Here is an 18,493-nt window from a genome sequence, read left to right as displayed (position 1 = left end):
GATTTCCAACCGACCGCAGATTCATATTGTGCATAAAAAATATTTCTTTGCATAAAATGTCTTCGTGTGTATCTTCTCGTCAACGAGGATGGAGGCAGATGAATGACTGCGAGCGGAGCGATGGAAATAGATTTCAAGCGGTTGGGGCCACCTGCGGAAGCGAAGCTTGTGATTGTAGGGGGGCATGGCGGCATTGGGCAGGTGCTTGCACTGCGTTGTCTTGAGGCAGGAGCTAAAGTCATTGCGCTTGATACGCCGGCAGCCATTGAAGAGCACCCACTTCCGAAAGGCGTTATCTCGATACCTGTGAATGTTCTGGAGCCCACTCAGATTGAAGAAGCGGTTTCGTCCGTCCTTGAGCAATGGAATGAAATCGACGGCCTCGTCTACTTAGCTGGCGTCGGCGAAAGACCGACGCCTGTTTCAAAATTTGGTTTGGATCAATGGGACTTGGCGCAGGACATCAACCTACGAGGCGCTTTTCTGGTGTCAAAGGCATTTCTACCTCTTCTGGCCCCGGACAGCGGTTCGATCGTTTTTATATCGTCCGGCTTGGCGATTAACGTCGAGGCCGGGTTCGGTGCATATAGCGCGTCGAAGGCTGGCTTGATCGCTTACGCGAAGGTCCTGGCAAAGGAGGTCGCCCCGAACCTCCGGGTCAACGTTGTTGCACCTGGACTGGTACAAACGGCGTTCCTCGCTGGAGGTACCGGACGGGGAGCCGCCGGACCAGCAACACTGGAGCAATGGTTTGGTGAGGACGGCGCAAAGGAGATGCGGGCAGCCATTCCTCTCGGTCGGGTTGCAGTACCCGACGACATCGTAGCTCCCATCCTCTTCCTCCTCGGTTCGGCGTCTCGCTTTATGACGGGTCAAACCCTGCATGTGAACGGTGGAAGATATCTGCCTTAGTCAGCGACAACATTGACTGGAGAACATTATGCAAAAAGAAAAAGTCATCATCATCGGAGCAGGACTTGGTGGAGTCGCATTGGCAATTGCACTCATCCAGAAGGGCTTCGCGGTTGAGGTCTATGAACAGGCGCCGGCGCTTGGAGAAATAGGCGCTGGCATCCAGGTCAGCCCAAATGCGTGCCGCGTTTTGACCTCACTGGGCGCGCTCGAAGAAGTGAAAAGCTTGTCCGCACGTCCGTCAGAGTATCGTTTCCGCCTGTTCGAAAATGGCGAGACCCTGCAGACAATCCCGCTTGGCGATACATTTTTAGAACGCAATGGGTTCCCTTACCTAACGATTCACAGGGCAGACTTGCATCGCGCGCTGACCAACAGATTGAGCGCGATTTCGCCTGAGGCAATGCACCTCAACTGCAAGGCAATCAGCATCGACGAAACTGAGGGCGGCGTTACCGTAGAGTTCGACGGCGGGCACAGAGCGAAGGGCGACCTGATTGTTGGTGCTGACGGCATCAAATCAATTGTTCGCAAGCAGGTACTTGGCCCTACATCGGCAACGTACACGGGCGACCAGGCTTGGCGTGTCATGGTCGAGGCAAAGCTACTACCGGAAGAACTGCGACCTAAAACGGTAGATATTTGGGTCGGGCCTGGTCGTCATGCTGTCGTCTATCCGTTAAGGGGCGGCGAAATCGTCAATTTTGTCGGTCTGGTGGAAGATGAGACTTGGGAAGATGAATCCTGGGCGGCCAAACGACCATGGACGGATCTTAAGGCTGATTTCTCCGGCTGGAGTCCGGAAATTCAGGCAATCCTCGATGTTGCTAATCGCGACGAGTGCTATCGCTGGGCTCTTAATATCCGCCAGCCGATGCGCGGTTGGAGCACACGGCGCGCCGTGCTGCTAGGAGACTCAGCGCATGCGACGCTGCCTTATATGGCGCAAGGAGCAGCCATGGCACTGGAGGACGCTATCATTCTCGCAAGAGCGCTGGAGATGCCCGGGTCCATCTCAGACAGGTTTGACGTTTACGAGGATGCGCGCTTCGAAAGGACGTCCAAGGTTGTTCTGGAATCGACGGCGAATAGAACTCTTTTCCACCTGCCGACTGCTGACCAACTTCGCGAGGGGTTTCGCACACGTAATGTGGGTGCAGAAAGGAACTCGTGGCTATATTCCTACGACGCGACGACGATACCGCTAAGGACCGTTCCAACTGCGCAGCTTGCGGAATGATCTAATACGTCACCTTTGATGCAACGCGTCTGGCGCGAGACATATTTTGATTTTGGGAGTGGTACAGTCCCCAAGCCGATCGATGGTTGTTTCATTAAAGCAAACTCGGCGCTTGGGACTCGGCCGTCCGGACTGGCAGTTGATCCGCATCGAGTAGAAAGCCAGTCGTTGCGAACGGTGGATCCACGGGACATCAAGTAGCACGCCGCTAGAACTTCGTTCTACCGCATAGCAGAGTGAGCATCGCGTATCGATCAAAAGAAGATTGGTTTTGGATATTCGACTATACAGCGAAGAACAGCCCACCAAACCATGGAGCCAAAATGATTGAGCTTTACGGATCAGGCAGCCCAAACGTCACGGGGACTGTCGGATTTTTTGTGCCTGAGGCCCGTTTCCGTCAGTTGCTGACGAACCTTTCGCCGAATGCGACGGCGAATTGCGTCTTGGCCTCGAACCACTCTCGCGGCGGCCGTTTCCATTGCTCGGCCGCGTGATTGAGCACCAGATATAGCAGCTTCATTGCCGCTTCGTCACTGGGGAAGTGTCCGCGGGTGCGTACGGCCCGCCTCAGCTTGGAGTTCAGCGCTTCAATCGCATTCGTGGTGTAGATGATCCGGCGCACGCTCTCGGGAAAGGCGAAGAAGGGCACGACATGTTCCCAATTGCGCCGCCAGCTCAGGGCGATGGCCGGATAGCGCTGGCCCCAGTAGCCGGCCTCGAACGCCTCCAGTGCCTTCATGCCTGCCTCTGCGTCCTGGGCCCGGTAGATGGCCTTCAGCGCCGGCATCACGGTCTTGCGGTCCTTCCAGGACACGAACTCGAGCGAATGGCGGATCAGGTGAACGATGCAGGTTTGGACGATCGCCTGCGGAAAGACGGCGTTGATCGCCTCGGGAAATCCCTTCAGGCCGTCGACGACGGCGATCAGGACGTCGGCGACGCCGCGGTTCTTCAGCTCGTTCATGACGCGCAGCCAGAACTTGGCCCCTTCGGTCTGCTCGATCCAGATGCCGAGTATCTCCTTGGTGCCGTCGGGCAGGATGCCGAGCGCGATGTAGACGGCCTTGTTCCTGACGAAGCCCTCGTCCCTGATCTTGACCCGGATGGCGTCGAAGAAGACGAGCGGATAGACGGCGTCGAGCGGCCTGTTCTGCCATTCGCCGACCTCCTCCAGCACGGCATCGGTCACCGCCGAGATCAGGTCCGGCGACACGTCGATGCCGTAGAGCTCCTCCAGATGGCCACGGATCTCGCGCACCGTCATGCCGCGCGCATACATGGAGATGATCTTCTCGTCAAAATCGGGAAAGCGCCGCTGGTATTTGGCGACCAGCTTCGGATCGAAGGTGCCGGCCCGGTCGCGCGGGATCGACAGCGTCATCTTGGACGTGCCGGTCAGGACCGACTTCTTCGACACCCCGTTGCGCCGATTGGCAGGGCCGCCGGCCTCGCGCTCATCGTCCAGATGCTCGTCCAGCTCGGCGTTCAAGATGCGCTCCGAAAGCGCCTTCTTCAGATCGTCGACGAGGCCGTCCTTGGCGAAAACCTCGTTCGGATCACGCCCCGCGAGAAGCTGATCCAAAAGTTCCTTCTCAATGGCCATGTGATGATTCTCCTTTCCATCATCATGGCCTCAGACACAAAATTCCTGACAGTCCCAACGTCACGCGGATATTCATTGCTTTGGAAGAGCTCAGTCTTCCCTACCACGCACACGGGATCGATATCTTTGCGGGACAACACTTTGAAGATTGGTTCGGGCAATTAAATCCCAATCGCAAAGTTCCCGTCATCGTTGATCGCAGCGATCAGGCAGATGAGCGAACTATCTTCGAATCCGCCGCCATTTTGATTTATCTCTCCGAGAAAGCCGGAAAGCTTTTGCCGACCTCCGGGCAAGAGCGATACGAAACGCTTCAGTGGCTTGCGGTCCAGGTTACGACTGTTGGCCCTATGATGGGCCAGTATGTTCACTTCTCCCGTTATGCACCCGAGGCCTCGTCGAGCTATTCCCTCGATCGTTACCGCACACAGGTGCAGCGGGTCCTCGGTGTGCTGGATAATCGGCTAGAGGCGCGCGCCAATCTCGCTGGTGACGACATAACGATTGCCGACATTGCTCTTTTTCCATGGTGTAGGAACCTCTCCACGCTCTTCGGTGAAGACTACGCCAGCACTCTGACAAATATCAATCGGTGGAGAAATGAGCTTTCACGCCGTCCATCTGTCATAAGAGCCCTGGCAGCTCAGGACGTCCTTCGTCAGAGATTGACCACACCTGAACATGCTCAAAGCGCTGTGCTCGACCATCTCTTCGGGCGTGGCGAAGTGGTTCACAACTGACTAGAAGTCCTCGCCAACTTTGCGATGGCGTCCTTGCAGCCGCGCGCACTGCCATGAATATTGCTCTCGATAATGGTGGATGTTGCGTCCGATTTAATCTCTACGACACATTTGTGGCGGTGCTGCTTCATCAAAACGCCTTCGGTCTCGTGTATAATGGGACGCCCATCCACTCGCCTGATGATCCGTTTGTTGCTGACCCCAAGGTACTCCTCGGTTTGGGTCATTAACCAGTAGGACGTCGCCATGCCCTTTGAAATGACGGTGTAGTACGGAGCACCGAAAGCTGCTTCGGCCGTCGCGCGCGACTGCCCATTTAGGGAAACCACTGCACTCGTAATCTTGGCATCATCATCGGTGGCCACTGCGCAGCCGGCCAAGATCACTGAAACCGTTATCCAGCAGCACCCTTGGACGAACTTAGACGTCACTTCATTTCATCCTGTGTGAGAGGGGCGCAAAGCCCGGGTGGCATTTTACCGCCTTTCAAGCAACGAATGGCCGCTGTCGCTATGAGTGGAGGCCGCTGTCGATTGCAGCGACCCCATAATATCTTTTCTTGGCCTGTTCGACCGAGCGCTTTGATAATTAGTCCCTGAACCTCTCAGGCGTCGGAATGCCCCACTGGTTTGACGCCGCTATTCCAGGCTCCCATCTCTTGGGACGCTGCGGCTTGTCTTTGTGCCAAGGCCGCGGGTCGAAATAACCAAGCTCCTCGCTGACCATCTGGTCGAGCTCCGCATAGAGCTCCATGATCTGCCCATCAGGTGTCAGATGATAGATGAATATGTTGTGGCCAACACCATGTCTTCCCGGTCCCCAAATCAATGGGTAGCCGAGTTCGCTCAAGATATCGCACGATTCCTTGATGTGATCCCACCCGCGCGTCTCGAACGCGACATGATGCATTTTCCGGCGCTCGCCTCGCAGGAGATTGATCGTGTGGTGGTCGGGTCCGCAACGGAGAAACGCAAAAAAGTCGCCCATCCAGTCTGACACCTTGAAATCCAAGACATCGACGAAAAACTTTGTGGCGAGCTGAGGATCGAGAACATTGAAGGCAATGTGGCCCAGCCGATTTGGAACCACACCCTTTTGACCGTGGGCTTCGAACTTCCCCGGCTCGGCAGCATGCGCGATCTCGATCTGGATTTCCTCCGGGCCATCAACCAGCACCAAATCGTCCGTTCCAGGCGCCGAATAGGATTTGCGTGTGGCGCGCAAGCCTTTTTCGGTTAGATCTTTGAGTACGTCGCCTAGGTCGGTCTCCCGTGAGACATTTAGGCAGACGGCACGACATGCCGCCTCACCTTGACGCAGAATGACGGAATGGCGATCCTGCGGGCAAGCGAGGAAGACAGCGCCGTCGCCTTTATCTACAACTCTTATGCCCATGACATTTTCGTAATATTCAACGGAACGGTTGATGTCGGGTGTGTCGAAAACAACGTGCCCGATGCTTGTTACTTTCATATCAATCTCCTTCTACCGCCAGAGTGAGTTGTGCCCTCACTGACGTCTGCGGTTGTGCAAATTCATGTAGCTGGATCAGTGGACGCTCAGGCCGATGAGTTGCCCAATCTTGGCGTCATCTCCGAGAAGGGCCTGACTGGCGCCCTGATTGACTATTTTTCCACGTTCAACGACAACGTAGCGGTCGCAAAGCTCAAGCCCAATGTCTGCTCTCTGCTCGACTAGCACGATGGCTAGCGACGAGGATGTGGCCAGTTCCTTCATGGCCAGAACAAGCTGTTCTACTACAACCGGGGCCAGCCCCTCTGACGGCTCATCCATCAACAAAAGCTTGGGGTTCCCCGCAAGAGCGCGTGCGATCGCAAGCATTTGCTGCTCGCCTCCGGAAAGTTGACCACCAAGATTCGTTGAGCGCCTTGCAAGCGACGGAAAAAGCTCCATTAGTCGCTTTTCGTCCCAGAAACCCGGTCGACAGGCTACTGTGATGTTTTCGCGAACGCTGAGGCTGGGAAATACTTCTCGGGTCTGCGGAACATACCCGATCCCGAGCTGCGCCCGACGCTGGGTAGATAGGTTGGATATGTCTGTACCATCGAATATCAACGCTCCGCCGTGGCGCCGGCAACGCCCGGTGATGAGCTCAAGCAATGTTGTTTTACCGACGCCATTGCGTCCCAATATGGCGATTGTTTCTTTTGGCCGCACCGAAATCGAAAGATCATCTACGACGGTGGTTTCGTCCCAGCCACCCTTTAGGTTCCTGATCTCAAGCATGAGCAAGTTCTCCAAAGCGTTGTTGGCCTGATCGACCGAGGTAGACCGTTCTGACGCGCTCCGAAGCCATGACCGCCTCGGGTGAGCCGTTCTCGATCACCTCGCCTTCGGCGAGCACCGTAACGGAGCGTGCGAAGCGTTTAACGATCTGCATGTCATGTTCAATCATGAGCACAGCGATCTTCTCGTCGAGCTTCTCAATCGCATTTAGCAAGATCGGAACCTCTGCGCCAGGAATGCCGGCGGCTGGTTCGTCCAGGAGCAGTACTCTTGGCTCGAGAACCAACGCGATTGCAATTTCCACAAGACGCTGGCGGCCGTAGGCGATTTCGTTGATAGGGCGGGAGGCATCCGGCGACAGGCCGAGCATATCGAGCACGCGCCATACATCCTCGGTTGCGTCTGTGTGGCGCGCAATTGACGTCATGAGATGTCGACTGATACCGCGGTGCTCGCTGATTGCCAGAAACACGTTTTGAAAGACGCTCAGTTCCCGAAAGAGGGAGTTGACCTGAAACGTTCGTCCCAGGCCGCTCTTCACTCTCGCGGCCGGGCCTAAGGTTGTGACATCCTTACCGCAAAGAATAATCGTCCCCGAACTTGGCGCGATGGTACCCGACAGCAGGCCAACGAGTGTTGTCTTGCCCGCGCCGTTCGGACCAATCAGTGCATGCCGTGCTCCGACAGGCAGGGACAGTGTTACATCCTTTGTGACCCGTAGGCCCCCATAATTCTTGCAAAGGCCCTTTGCCTCTAGTGCGAACTTGATCAATTGGGTTGCCTCCCTGTTTCTATCTGTCGCGGTCTTAGAAGCGAGCGCACCACAGCAGGCGGAAGGGTCCGTTGACCAAGCCCAATCAGGCCGTTCTTGCCAAAGAGCACAACGAATATTAGGAACAGCCCAATGACAGCCATCCAGTTATATGGATCCCAGTTGGCTGCAAAATCCTTGAGCACCATGTAGACGCCAGCGCCAACAAGGCCGCCGTATATGCTAGCGACGCCTCCAAGAACCAGCATGATGATACCGTTAATGGAAAGCTCGATTGCGAGGACGTCGAGCCCCACGAACCCGGTAACCTGCGCCGAAAGACTTCCTGCAACGCCTGCCATGAAAGCACTAATAGCATAGACCTTGATAAGGTGGCGCGACACAGGCGCGCCGACCAGCCGCATCCGTAGCGCATTTTCTCTGATCCCCTGTAATGCTAGACCAAAAGGCGACGCAACAAGAGATCTGAAGATCACAAACATCACGAACAGCCAGGCCAGACAGTAAAGATAACTTGTTTGACCGAAGACCGACCAGCGAAAGAGACCAAGGACGGGTTCGAACTCAATGCCGCTAAGGCCATTCTCTCCGCCGGTAAGCCAGCTGAACTTATTTGCCGCTTCGAATAGCACTGCCCCGATCGCCAGCGTCATCATCATAAGGGGTAGGCCGGAAAGACGCAAAACGACCGGTCCAACAACTGCGGCAAGCAAAGCCGCCGCCATCGCGCCTCCCAGCGTCGCTGTGATGGGTTCATGCCACCCGGCTAACGAGATGAGGCCAGTGCTATAGGCTCCGATACCAAAAAAGGCAGCATGTCCGAGAGTTACGATCCCCGCGAAACCAAGGATTAAGCCGAGTGACATTGCGTATAAGCACATTATGAGAACCTGAGCACCGAAAGAAAGGTGATCTGGAAAGATGAAGAAGGCGGCAAGTGGGATCGTCCAAAAGACGATTTCCATTAGACCGACACCGTCCGTTGCGGCGGGATTGTAAAATGAAGCTTCGCGTCTCATGCGCTCTTACCCCTGAAGCCACCTTCCATACGGAAAAGCAGATATGAAATGAGAAACCCGTAAATCACGAAGGCACCATAGTTTGGAAAGAAGTACCGACCAGCCGTGTCCGCAATTCCGACGGCTATTGACACGACAGCTGCACTTTTCATGTTACCAAAGCCTGATAGCGCAACGACGATCATGATGATCGTGAGATATTTGAAGGGATAGAGCGGCTCTATGGGCAGCATTCCGTAGCCTACGGCTCCACCGAAAGCGGCAAGACCACTCCCCAGCACGAATGCTTTCGAATAGAGGCTCGCAACGTCGATACCAATCGCTTGTGCCATACCCCTATTGTCGACCGCCGCCCGCAAGCGCGCTCCGAAGCTGGTTTTTTCAAACAGAAACCAAAGGCCACCGACGATAATTGCTCCGACGGCAATAACAAAAAGTCTATAAACCTGGACGCTTCGCCCCAAAAGATCGATGTTTTCTTCAAGAGCTGGTGCCAGTCGAGAAGGCTGCACATTTGGTCCGAAGAAGAAGTTCAGTCCTGCGACAGTTACGAACATCAAACCTATCGTCAAGAGAACCTGATCAAGCTCGCTCGCCTTGTAAATCCGCGCATACACGGTCTTTTCCAAACCAAAGCTAAGGATGGAAATCGCAATGGTCGCGGCCAGGACCGCAGCACCAAATGGAATCGACTGTGACGTGACGAGGTAAGTGCAGAGGTAGCCACCTAACGCGGCGAAGGCGCCATGTGCGAGATTGACCACTCTCATCAAGCCCATTGTCACGACAAGCCCGATCGAGATCAGAAAAATCACCATTCCGTAGGAGATCCCGTAGATTGCGATGAATGTGAAGGATCTAGCGACGTATTCCATGTCCGGCTCCCGTTTGTTGTGAACGTCTGGGCAACATTGGCACCTTCTTCACTTGGGATGAGCTTCTGCCCATGGATTGCCGACCATCTCATAGGTCTTGATGAGTACGTTCTGGAGTTGCCCGTCCACATCCTGGACTTGGCGAATGTAAATGTTGTGATTCATCTCGCGCGTTTCGGGGTCGATACGCTTTGGGCCGCTTGGGCTTTTCCATTCATATCCCTTTACGGCTGACATAGCCTTGTCAGGGTCGAAGCTGTCACCTTGAGCTGCAACCATCTTGTAGATTAGTTCGACTGCGTCATACGGTGACGCGTTGTTCACGCCTACGCGATGCTGCGGCCCAAACTTCTCACTCATGATCTTCTTAAACGCTAAGTTTTCAGGGTTCGTCAGCGAGCCGGTGTAGAAAATCGCGGAATACACTCCAACGATGTTCGAACCGAATAGCGGCAAATCAGGATCGTCAGTCTCGGCGATGCCGATCACCATCGAATTTTTGTTAACACCTCGCGCTGCCAGGGCATTGAAGAACGCAACGGATGGCGCTCCATTTGGCAGAAATGTAATTACTGCGTCCGGGCTAGAACCAGCAATGCGTTCCGCAAAGGCTGCAAAATCAACCGTGCTTAATGGCATCCGATCGTGCCCGACTATCTCCCCACCTCGCTCCTTAAACCGGCGAGTGAAAGCCTCCTCGACCTCATGTCCAGGCGCATAATCAGCGACAGCGATATATGCTCGCTTTTTCCCGCTATCGATCGCAAAGTCAGCTTGCGCATAGGCAGGCTGCCAGATGTTCTGGCCGGCGCGGACAAAGTAATCAGACATGCGAAGAAGCTGCGGCGCCGACGAGACACTGAGCACCGATGGCGTTTTCGTCTCGCTGATTACCGGCGCAACAGCCGCCGCTTCTGGGGAGAGAAAGAAACCGGTGAGAATAGAGACCTTGTCTTTTACAATCAGCTGTTCAGCAAGACTTTTCGCGAGTGCGGGATTTGAACCGCCAATGTCTTTGTAGATGAATTTGATATCATGCTCTCCGGCTTTAGTCCCGTGCTGGGCGACGTAAACGTCGATCGATTCCCGCAATTGCTTGCCAGCGAGCGCGTAGGGGCCTGAGAACTGGCCGATGACGCCAACCTTGACCTCATCAGCAGTGGCGTAGTTTGCGCTTAAAGTAAGCGCCATGGCCATCGCGGCGCGCCTAAACATTTGCATTCGTCCTTCCTCCCGTGAAAAACGCTCCTCTGTCGTTAAGGCAATTTATGCACAAAACTGCCTTTCGTGCAAATAAAAAGTTTATTTGCCTGAACTTTCCAGTGCGTATTCTGGCGGAATGACATCAATAATTATCGCCCGGTTGGTGACACCGGTCCGGCGTATCTCCATTGCCTCGGCATATTCCGGAGAATTGAACCAAGCAGAGGCCAAGGTTCGCGAGCTGAAGCCGATGATGCTGATCATGTTGGGGCCCTTCCCGATATCGGGTCCCTCAATCACCGGATTTTTAAAGCTTACGGTTTGATATCGCCCGCCAAATCTGGCGACGCTAGCTGCCGCAACTTTGCGATATTCGGGGACAAAATCGAGGCTCCGCTCCTGCAAGCGCTCGAAGATTACCCACGCAGGGACTGACGGTTCACCAATGGCAGCCATCGTTCCTGACTGCTGGTGCAATGCATAAGAAGGTGGGGTAACGTCGATTATCATGGTGCGGTTCGTAACGCCGCCTTCTCGCATTTTGCGCGCTGCCTTGTATTCAGGAGAATCAAACCACACCTCCGCAGCCTGCCGCGAAGCGAACTCCTTGATGGCAATCATTTTCGGCGCCGCTATCGGACCCGGCCCTTCAACCACCGGATTTTCGAAGCTTACAGTTATATATTTACCGCTATGTTCAGCGACGCTTGATGCCGCTGCTATTCTGTACTTCTCGACGAAATCGAGATTACGTTCTTCGATCCTCTCGAAAATAACCCAGGCCTTCATGCGCTTTCCCTCCTCACCAAGTCTTCCCTTCGCGCATCGGCCGGAGCGAATTCCCCGGTTACCGTTTTGCGGTTGGCAACTTGATCTCCATGACATTCTGCGCCGTAAGCTGAATGTGCTCCTTGAGCAAAGCCGCTGCTAACTCGGATTGCCGCCCGATCGCGGCCTCCATCAGGCGCTTGTGCTCAGCTGCAGTGTTCCGTGGTTTGGTTCTGTTCATCAGCGAAAACCGACGATATCGCTCCGCCTGATCGAATAGGCTTGAGCAGGCTGCTACGATGCGCGCAGACGAGGCTGCCGCGACCAAGGCCATATGAAAATCCTTGTGGCGCTGGGTCCATTCGTCATTCATCTCATTCTGATTCTGCGCGACCTTGGCATCGACCCGCTCCAGACGGTGGAACGCTGCCACGACATTTCCTTCCCACTCGTCGCTGCCATGGGTCACGGACTGGGCAAGAGCCGCTGGCTCAATCACAAGCCGATAGTTCGTGATATCATTGAGATCCGCAACCGACATCGGCGCAGCACGAAACCCGCGGTGATCGTCCGATGTTACCAGCCCTTCCGCTACAAGCCGATTTAAGGCTTCACGTAGAGGACTGCTGGAGAGAGAGTGCTCTCGCTGTAAGACCTCGATACGCAGCTTCTCACCAGGTGCGATTTCCCCTCTCAAGATCTTGTGTCGGAGGGTTCTGAAGGCAATTTCTGAAAGTGGAACAGCCCGATCCGCTGTCTCGATATCCGATACTGCGACTTTAAGGTTTTTCTTATCCACAATGCCCACCCGGTGTTTTTGTGCACAAATTGAGCTATCGGTATTACCTGTCAGGATGTGTTACGGTCAACACTATCTTTCCTTGTACCTCGCCGGCTTCCAGCAGCCTGTGGGCGTCTGCGCTTTCCTCAAGCGGCATGCAAGTGTGGATATCTGCTATGATGCGTCCTGCAGCGGCAGCTGCCAAACTGCGCTCCGTGTCAACAGGCTTTTGTCCCGTTGATCCCATGACTGTCAGTTGCTTCATATACAGGCGGCTGACATCCAATGGCACGATACCCCCGCCGTGCGACCCGGCCGTCACCAATCGCCCGCCGCGAGTAAGTGACGCCAAGGCCTTCGGGAACAACGAAGGGTCTGAAATGTTTTCATAAACAACGTCAACCCCCTTGCCATCAGTCAAGCGCATAACCTCTGCCTCAAGATCGTCCCGTCGGTAGTTGACGCCAAAGTCAGCTCCCATAGACAGGGCGCGAGCTACCCGATCGTCGCTCCCAGCACCTGCAATGACGGTCGCACCCAGGGTCTTGGCGACCTGGACACCTATGCTTCCGAGGCCTCCCGACGCACCCATTATCAGCACTGTTTGGTCGGACGAAAGCCGAGCCTTGTCATCGAGCAGATGGAATGCCATCGGCGCGTGGCGGGAAATGACTGTGGCTTGAGGATAATCGAGGCCCGAGGGGATGATGAATGTTGCGTCCGCCGGAACCGTAACAAACTCCGCATATCCGCCCCAAGCGTGCACGCCAAGTAACTGTGATGGCTGCGCGCCAGTCGGTGGACGCAAGAATGGGGAGGTTACGACCCTGTCCCCCACCTGTCGTGAGGACACGCCGTCGCCGACCGCCACAATGACGCCCGATGGGTCCGCGCCCAACACGTGCGGCAACTTTACAGGTCTGGCGTAACGGCCAGCTCTGACTGCAAGGTCAAGCGTTCGGTTAACTGATACAGCATGGACGGCGATCGTTACCCAACCGGGGATCGGGTCGGGCTCCGGAACAGTTTCGACTTGCAGCACCTCCGGACCACCGAAGCCACGAATTACGATCGCGCGCATTACATCTCCCCTTATCATAATGGAGTTAAATCATGATCGTTCGCAACTCACCGAGCCGTTCTATTCGCGCGCAAATAATGTCGCCCGGTTTCAGAAACTCTCCCCGACTCGTGCCAACACCGGCAGGTGTCCCGGTCAAAATGATGTCGCCTGGCCAAAGCGTTATCTGCCTCGATAAGTCCCGGATCTGTTCGGCGAGTGAGAATATCATCTCGCTGGTCTTTGATTTCTGCTTTGTCTCGCCGTTAACTGAAAGCTCGATTGCAAGATCCTGGGGATCCGAGATTTCGTTCGCCGGCACGATGAATGGTCCCAATGGACACGAACCGTCGAAATTCTTGTGTGACATCCAGTCCATTTTAAAAGGCGATCCATCTGCAACGTCCTGTCTGCGGCTAAGATCGCGAGCAGACAAGTCGTTCGCGATCACATACCCCGCGACATAGCTTAAAGCGTGATCAAGATCGGTGTCCTTGCATCTGCGGCCGATAATTGCCGCCAACTCAACTTCCCAATCAACCTTGGAGGAATTGCGCGGCAGTTCAACGGAAGCGTCCGGGCCAGCTATAGCTCTTGGGCTTTTCAGAAAATGCCATGACCGGTCTGACTTCGGACGAACCTGGGAACCGTTCACCTTGGCCATCTCTGCGGCGTGATCGGCATAGTTTGCCCCTGCGCAATAAATCGAACCCGGTGCGGGAAGAGGGGCAAGAAGCTGGGGACGCGCCACAGGCTTAGAAGAATTCGATGGCTTGGACCTAACGGCTTGGGCCAATCGCCCCATCGCAGCATCCCAGTCATTCAGTATTGACATCACCGAGAGGTCACGCTGGTCACCGGTGAGCGCTTCCGCATCATATACCTCCGTGCCTACCAGTAAGCCTGCTCGTTGCTGATCACCTGCCTGATACGTCACTATTCGAACACCTGCAGGCTTTGCATCAGCCGCAATTTCCGACCCCATTTGAACCATGATTACGCTGCCCCTTTCCGTGTGATTATCTCGCCTTTCTCGACCCTGCGACGGGTCTCGTCGATCGTTGCTTGAATAGCGACAACGTAACTCTGCTTGACCTCTTCGCCACGTGCTTTCTCTTCTGGAGATCCCGCCGCCACACCCGGGAAGGTCAGTGCGAACGTGAATGTCAGGAGCAGGCCGGATTTCGATTCACTCATGACGTTTGTGATCCAACCTCCGTCGGCAGGTTCGATGCGCTCAAAGTACACTTCGACATCGGGCGTGAAGACAATACGCTCGCGCATTACGGTACCCCGGAGCTTGATCTCCCGGATGAAGCCATCTTCAAATCGTTCGATAATCCGGCAGTCTTCCATCGCCGGCACAAATGGCACCGCATATTCTGCCTTCGATACGAGACCCTGCCACATAGCTTCTCGAGAAATTTCAACAGTCGTACCCGCCGGGTTAACTTCGAACGTCGCTGAGATCGCAAACATAATCACCTCCACTTTGTGCTCAAATAGCTATTTTGTGCATAATATTGCCGAATGCTTGATTGTCAAGGCGAGGGTTTGGGCGGATCAATCTTTCTCACGCGGCAGGCCCGCGACCGACCATCCCCCATCGACCGGTAGAACCACCCCGGTGATGTAGGCGGCCTCATCACTGGCTAAAAATGCTATCGCGCTGGCGACATCTTCAGCTGAACCGGCTCGACGCAGGGCCGACCGGCCGACTAGGTTTGCAGTCAACCATGGGTCGACCTTCATTCGGTCAGTTGTGCGTGGTGTCTCGATCAGACCAGGTGCAACCGCTACAACTCGGACGCCTTTAGGGCCGTAGTCAGTAGCCAATTGGCGCGTCATACCGCTGACAGCAGCCTTCGAGATCGAATAAGCCGCCATGGCGGACGCACCGGTTTCGCCAAACATTGAGCCAACGTTGACGATTACGCCGCCGCTAGCCATGCGCGATATAGCATGCCGGCAAAGGCGGAACTGCGCTACGACGTTGAGGTCTAGAAAATTCGAAAGCTCTTCTTCCGAGGTGTGCTCTGCGAGCTTGCCCCCTCCTCGCGCAGCACAATTGATAAGGACGTCTATTCTCTCGTTAGATCCGATAACCTCATTTATTTCTTCGGTAATAGCAGGATCACCGATGTCGGCAACAAGGGTAATTATTTTCTCCGCGACTGGCTTTTCGACCATTCCTAACTTCATTGGCTCCCGATCGATTGCCAGCACGGCGGCACCCTCTCTCGCCAATCTCAACGATGTGGAACGACCAATGCCTGAGGCCGCCCCGGTCACTATTGCGAGCTTGCCTTCCAAACCTTTCACGTCGCGCGCTCCGCTTCCTCGGCGGCCCTTTTTGCGCGCCGTGCCTGAACCTCCTCAATGGTAAGCGGATGTCCGCCAGAGGACCACAAACCGCTTCGTATTTCTGTAATCGACATATGGACCGCGGGTCGGATTCCTTCGCCTCCCTGGCGGACAAAGGCTTCGGTGATGTCGGCGATCAGCGCTCTCTGCTGCTCGCTCGTGAATGCCCCTGCAAGATGTTGAATGTTGATGAACGGCATGCTTTCCTCCTACTCAATGATTGTGAACGAGACGCCGTGAACACCGCCATCGACAAGAAGGTCCGTGGCGTTGATGTAGTTGGCATGACTGGAGGCCAAGAAGACGGCCGCAGCCGCGATATCCTCGGGCTCAGCAGGCCTGGCGCACGGCACCTTGGCAATCATGCTCGCACCCACTGCACGTTGTTCGTTAGTCCCGTTCCAAAACCGTTGTGTTGCTGGCGTCCTTGTTACCCCCGGACTTAAGCTTACCGCTCGTATGCCGTGGACTGCGCCCTCTGCCGCCAACATGCGTGTCAAACCCAATACACCGGCTTTGGCCGCTCCATGGGCGGCGCTTCGCATCGGCAGGAACTCGATATGGCCGGAAACGGATGCTGTATTGATGATCACGCCACCACCACGTGAAACAAGGTGCTGCCAAACGGTACGGCACGCGACATAAACGATCGTAAGCTCATCCCGAATTGTTCTGTGCCACTCATCAAGCGTAGAGTCAGCAAAGGGACCACGGGCATGCAAAGCGCCTGCGTTGTTGTAGAGAATGTCGATGCCTCCGAATTCTTCTATGGCGGCCCGCATCCACCGTTCCGCATCGTCCGGATCAGCTAGATCAAGCGGCTGGAGAGAAATCATGCGCCCACCTGCAGCGTTGACTAACTCGACAGTCTCGCTCGCGGCTTCGACGTTGACATCGCATCCGACGACCCATGCACCCTCTCTCGCAAAGGCAAGAGCCGCCGCTCTACCCTGCCCTCCCCCAGTCCCAGAGATCATCACGACCTTCTCATTCAACTTCATATCCATGCAACACTCCTCCTCCTGGTCGCGCACCACTTTATGCATAAAAAAACATATTGTGCAATCTTTCGCTTGCTGGCATAGTCGCTGCCAAGAATGCGAACGGCCGAGTGGCTGATCGTTGCCAGGCAAACGGAGTTTTCGAATGGACGCCCCTGCAAACATGAAGCCCATCACACCTCAAGAAGAGGAAGCTCTTGAGCAACTTTACGCGGACTTCGGAGACGAACACCTTATGCCGCTGTGGACGCAGCTTGACGATCTGATGCCGAGATATCCGTCACCGAAAGCCATCGCCCATGTCTGGAAGTGGGCGAAGCTTTATCCCTTGGCAAAGCGCTCGGGTGATCTGGTTCCAGTTGGCCGTGGCGGAGAGCGACGCGCCATTGGGCTTGCAAACCCGGGCCTCGGCGGACGGCCGTATATCAGCCCAACACTGTGGGCCGCTATCCAGTACCTGGGTCCAAAGGAAACGGCCCCAGAACATCGGCATTCACAAAATGCGTTTCGCTTCGTTGTCGAAGGAGAAGGTGTTTGGACCGTCGTCAACGGTGACCCGGTCCGCATGAGCCGTGGCGACCTTTTGCTGACGCCGGGTTGGAATTTTCATGGACACCACAATGAGACTGACAAGCCCATGGCATGGATAGATGGGCTGGACATTCCGTTTTCTCAGCAAAATGATGTCGGCTTTTTTGAATTTGGTTCTGAACGGGTCACGGACTACGCAACCCCGAGGTTTTCCAGATCCGAGCGTCTGTGGGCACATCCTGGTCTCCGTCCCTTGTCGGGACTGCATGAAACCGTAAGCTCGCCAATCGGCGCGTACCGGTGGGAACACACGGATCGGGCTCTCACAGAGCAACTCCTGCTTGAGGATGAGGGGCAACCAGCGACTGTTGAGCAGGGGCACGCGGCAATCCGTTATGTCAATCCGACGAGTGGTGGCGATGTGATGCCGACCATCAGAGCAGAGTTCCATCGCTTGCGCGCCGGCGCCACCACGCCTGCCCGCCGAGAAGTTGGTTCAAGTGTCTTCCAGGTTTTTGAGGGCTCGGGCTCTGTCATACTAGACGGCAAGCAACAAAAACTTGATGTGGGCGACCTGTTCGTCGTTCCGTCATGGATATCATGGTCGCTGCAAGCGGAAACACAATTCGATCTATTTCGCTTCTCGGACGCCCCGATTATGGAGCGCCTTGGTTTTGCGCGCACCCACATTGACGGTGGCGATCGTTGAAACTTTTCAGGGGAGCTGTCTTGTGACGCAAAACGAGCACACCGAAGAGCAGACCGCATTGCGGGAGAGGCAGGGGAAGGGCGCGCGATATGATTCACCTGCCGCCCCTGCACAGGAACTGATGCTTGCCCGTCGTGGCAGTGCCTATTTCGCCAGGCTCCTTAACGGGATCGAAGACGAAGACCTCGACGCAGCATCGCTCATTCCACATTGGACCCGGCGACATGTAATAGCCTACATCGCTTATCAGGCCCGCCAGTTAGCGCTCATGATCGAGGCGGTTTATGACGGTTCCCCTGTTCCTGTAATCGATAGTCGAATGATGGGCAGGCTCGTAGAAGACGGCGCTACGCTTCCTGCGCGTGCGCTTCGCAACCTCTTTCATCATGCTGAGGTTCATTTGAACGTTGTCTGGCGCGACCTGTCGGCAGACAACTGGGCTGCGGCGATCGCACTGGATGGTACAGAGATCGAGATTAGGCAAACTCCCTGGATACGTGCCTGCGCCGTCTGGATCCACGCCGTTGATCTTGCGAGCCAAGGCACATTTATCGATTTCCCGCCTGTGCTGCTCGACATGCTACTGAAGGAGGTCGGTAAGACAGCCGCTCTTTCGAAGTACTCTCTTGAGCGGAAAAGCAACGACTGCTGGATCATACGTTTGG

Annotated in this window: 21 protein-coding genes; 5 read left to right on the top strand and 16 right to left on the bottom strand. The window is 55.3% G+C overall.

Translation table 11 applies throughout. The annotated features are described in order from the left end of the window. The first annotated feature begins 120 nt into the window (after positions 1 to 120). The gene (locus OCK01_RS21010) at positions 121 to 912 is read left to right on the top strand and encodes an SDR family NAD(P)-dependent oxidoreductase (RefSeq protein ID WP_263825653.1); all 792 of its coding nucleotides are present in this window, start codon (positions 121 to 123) and stop codon (positions 910 to 912) included. A 28-nt stretch (positions 913 to 940) separates the two neighbouring features. Beyond that, positions 941 to 2,152 (top strand): FAD-dependent monooxygenase, encoded by a 1,212-nt coding sequence (locus OCK01_RS21005; RefSeq protein WP_263825652.1) that lies wholly within the window; start codon positions 941 to 943, stop codon positions 2,150 to 2,152. A 400-nt stretch (positions 2,153 to 2,552) separates the two neighbouring features. Here OCK01_RS21005 and OCK01_RS21000 read toward each other — a convergent pair whose 3' ends face one another. Continuing rightward, positions 2,553 to 3,758 carry an IS256 family transposase gene (locus tag OCK01_RS21000; RefSeq protein ID WP_263825651.1) on the bottom strand — a complete coding sequence of 402 codons (1,206 nt, stop codon included), beginning with the start codon at positions 3,756 to 3,758 and terminating at the stop codon, positions 2,553 to 2,555. Between the two features lie 41 nt (positions 3,759 to 3,799). Between OCK01_RS21000 and OCK01_RS20995 the strand changes: the two genes are divergently transcribed. Continuing rightward, positions 3,800 to 4,498, top strand: a complete 699-nt coding sequence (locus OCK01_RS20995) for a glutathione S-transferase family protein (RefSeq protein ID WP_263825817.1) — start codon at positions 3,800 to 3,802, stop codon at positions 4,496 to 4,498. Here OCK01_RS20995 and OCK01_RS20990 read toward each other — a convergent pair. The 15 genes from OCK01_RS20990 to OCK01_RS20920 all read right to left on the bottom strand — a co-directional run bounded on the left by OCK01_RS20990 (position 4,489) and on the right by OCK01_RS20920 (position 16,594). Continuing rightward, positions 4,489 to 4,929 (bottom strand): hypothetical protein, encoded by a 441-nt coding sequence (locus OCK01_RS20990; RefSeq protein WP_263825650.1) that lies wholly within the window; start codon positions 4,927 to 4,929, stop codon positions 4,489 to 4,491. The two genes, OCK01_RS20995 and OCK01_RS20990, sit on opposite strands and share 10 nt — an antisense overlap. Before the next feature lie 157 nt (positions 4,930 to 5,086). Further along, a complete protein-coding gene (locus tag OCK01_RS20985) occupies positions 5,087 to 5,971 on the bottom strand; it encodes a VOC family protein (protein WP_263825649.1) in 885 nt (294 codons plus the stop codon). Between the two features lie 75 nt (positions 5,972 to 6,046). Beyond that, a complete protein-coding gene (locus OCK01_RS20980) occupies positions 6,047 to 6,745 on the bottom strand; it encodes an ABC transporter ATP-binding protein (protein ID WP_263825648.1) in 699 nt (232 codons plus the stop codon). Beyond that, the gene (locus OCK01_RS20975; RefSeq protein WP_263825647.1) at positions 6,738 to 7,517 is read right to left on the bottom strand and encodes an ABC transporter ATP-binding protein; all 780 of its coding nucleotides are present in this window, start codon (positions 7,515 to 7,517) and stop codon (positions 6,738 to 6,740) included. The genes OCK01_RS20980 and OCK01_RS20975 overlap by 8 nt, the downstream gene beginning before the upstream one ends. Beyond that, on the bottom strand, positions 7,514 to 8,536 hold the full coding sequence (locus tag OCK01_RS20970) for a branched-chain amino acid ABC transporter permease (RefSeq protein WP_263825646.1): 1,023 nt from the start codon (positions 8,534 to 8,536) through the stop codon (positions 7,514 to 7,516). Before OCK01_RS20970 ends, OCK01_RS20975 begins: the two co-directional genes overlap by 4 nt. Continuing rightward, positions 8,533 to 9,411, bottom strand: a complete 879-nt coding sequence (locus OCK01_RS20965) for a branched-chain amino acid ABC transporter permease (RefSeq protein ID WP_263825645.1) — start codon at positions 9,409 to 9,411, stop codon at positions 8,533 to 8,535. The genes OCK01_RS20970 and OCK01_RS20965 overlap by 4 nt, the downstream gene beginning before the upstream one ends. A 48-nt stretch (positions 9,412 to 9,459) precedes the next feature. Further along, positions 9,460 to 10,608: an ABC transporter substrate-binding protein gene (locus tag OCK01_RS20960; protein ID WP_263825644.1), complete on the bottom strand. Its 1,149-nt coding sequence runs from the start codon at positions 10,606 to 10,608 to the stop codon at positions 9,460 to 9,462. Between the two features lie 105 nt (positions 10,609 to 10,713). Continuing rightward, on the bottom strand, positions 10,714 to 11,403 hold the full coding sequence (locus OCK01_RS20955; protein WP_263825643.1) for a DUF1330 domain-containing protein: 690 nt from the start codon (positions 11,401 to 11,403) through the stop codon (positions 10,714 to 10,716). 58 nt (positions 11,404 to 11,461) lie between these two features. Continuing rightward, a complete protein-coding gene (locus tag OCK01_RS20950) occupies positions 11,462 to 12,181 on the bottom strand; it encodes a GntR family transcriptional regulator (protein ID WP_210190063.1) in 720 nt (239 codons plus the stop codon). 43 nt (positions 12,182 to 12,224) lie between these two features. Further along, on the bottom strand, positions 12,225 to 13,244 hold the full coding sequence (locus OCK01_RS20945; protein ID WP_263825642.1) for a quinone oxidoreductase family protein: 1,020 nt from the start codon (positions 13,242 to 13,244) through the stop codon (positions 12,225 to 12,227). A 25-nt stretch (positions 13,245 to 13,269) separates the two neighbouring features. Continuing rightward, positions 13,270 to 14,217, bottom strand: coding sequence for a fumarylacetoacetate hydrolase family protein (locus OCK01_RS20940; protein WP_263825641.1), 948 nt, complete (start codon positions 14,215 to 14,217; stop codon positions 13,270 to 13,272). Between the two features lie 2 nt (positions 14,218 to 14,219). Then, positions 14,220 to 14,702 carry an SRPBCC family protein gene (locus tag OCK01_RS20935; protein ID WP_263825640.1) on the bottom strand — a complete coding sequence of 161 codons (483 nt, stop codon included), beginning with the start codon at positions 14,700 to 14,702 and terminating at the stop codon, positions 14,220 to 14,222. Between the two features lie 84 nt (positions 14,703 to 14,786). Then, positions 14,787 to 15,545, bottom strand: coding sequence for an SDR family NAD(P)-dependent oxidoreductase (locus OCK01_RS20930; protein WP_263825639.1), 759 nt, complete (start codon positions 15,543 to 15,545; stop codon positions 14,787 to 14,789). Continuing rightward, positions 15,542 to 15,787 (bottom strand): tautomerase family protein, encoded by a 246-nt coding sequence (locus OCK01_RS20925; RefSeq protein ID WP_263825638.1) that lies wholly within the window; start codon positions 15,785 to 15,787, stop codon positions 15,542 to 15,544. Before OCK01_RS20925 ends, OCK01_RS20930 begins: the two co-directional genes overlap by 4 nt. A 9-nt stretch (positions 15,788 to 15,796) precedes the next feature. Further along, entirely contained in the window at positions 15,797 to 16,594 is a 798-nt protein-coding gene (locus OCK01_RS20920; RefSeq protein ID WP_263825637.1) for an SDR family NAD(P)-dependent oxidoreductase, read from the bottom strand. Between the two features lie 139 nt (positions 16,595 to 16,733). Here OCK01_RS20920 and OCK01_RS20915 point away from each other — a divergent pair, with 139 nt between their 5' ends. Continuing rightward, entirely contained in the window at positions 16,734 to 17,828 is a 1,095-nt protein-coding gene (locus tag OCK01_RS20915; protein WP_263825636.1) for a cupin domain-containing protein, read from the top strand. Beyond that, positions 17,794 to 18,493, top strand: a 700-nt coding sequence (locus OCK01_RS20910; RefSeq protein WP_263825635.1) for a maleylpyruvate isomerase family mycothiol-dependent enzyme, incomplete at its 3' end; no start/stop codon positions are given. The genes OCK01_RS20915 and OCK01_RS20910, both read left to right, overlap by 35 nt.

The organism is Rhizobium sp. TRM95796 (genome assembly GCF_025779995.1).
Classification (GTDB): Bacteria; Pseudomonadota; Alphaproteobacteria; order Rhizobiales; family Rhizobiaceae; genus Rhizobium_E.
This window is presented reverse-complemented; position numbering and strand designations above follow the sequence as displayed.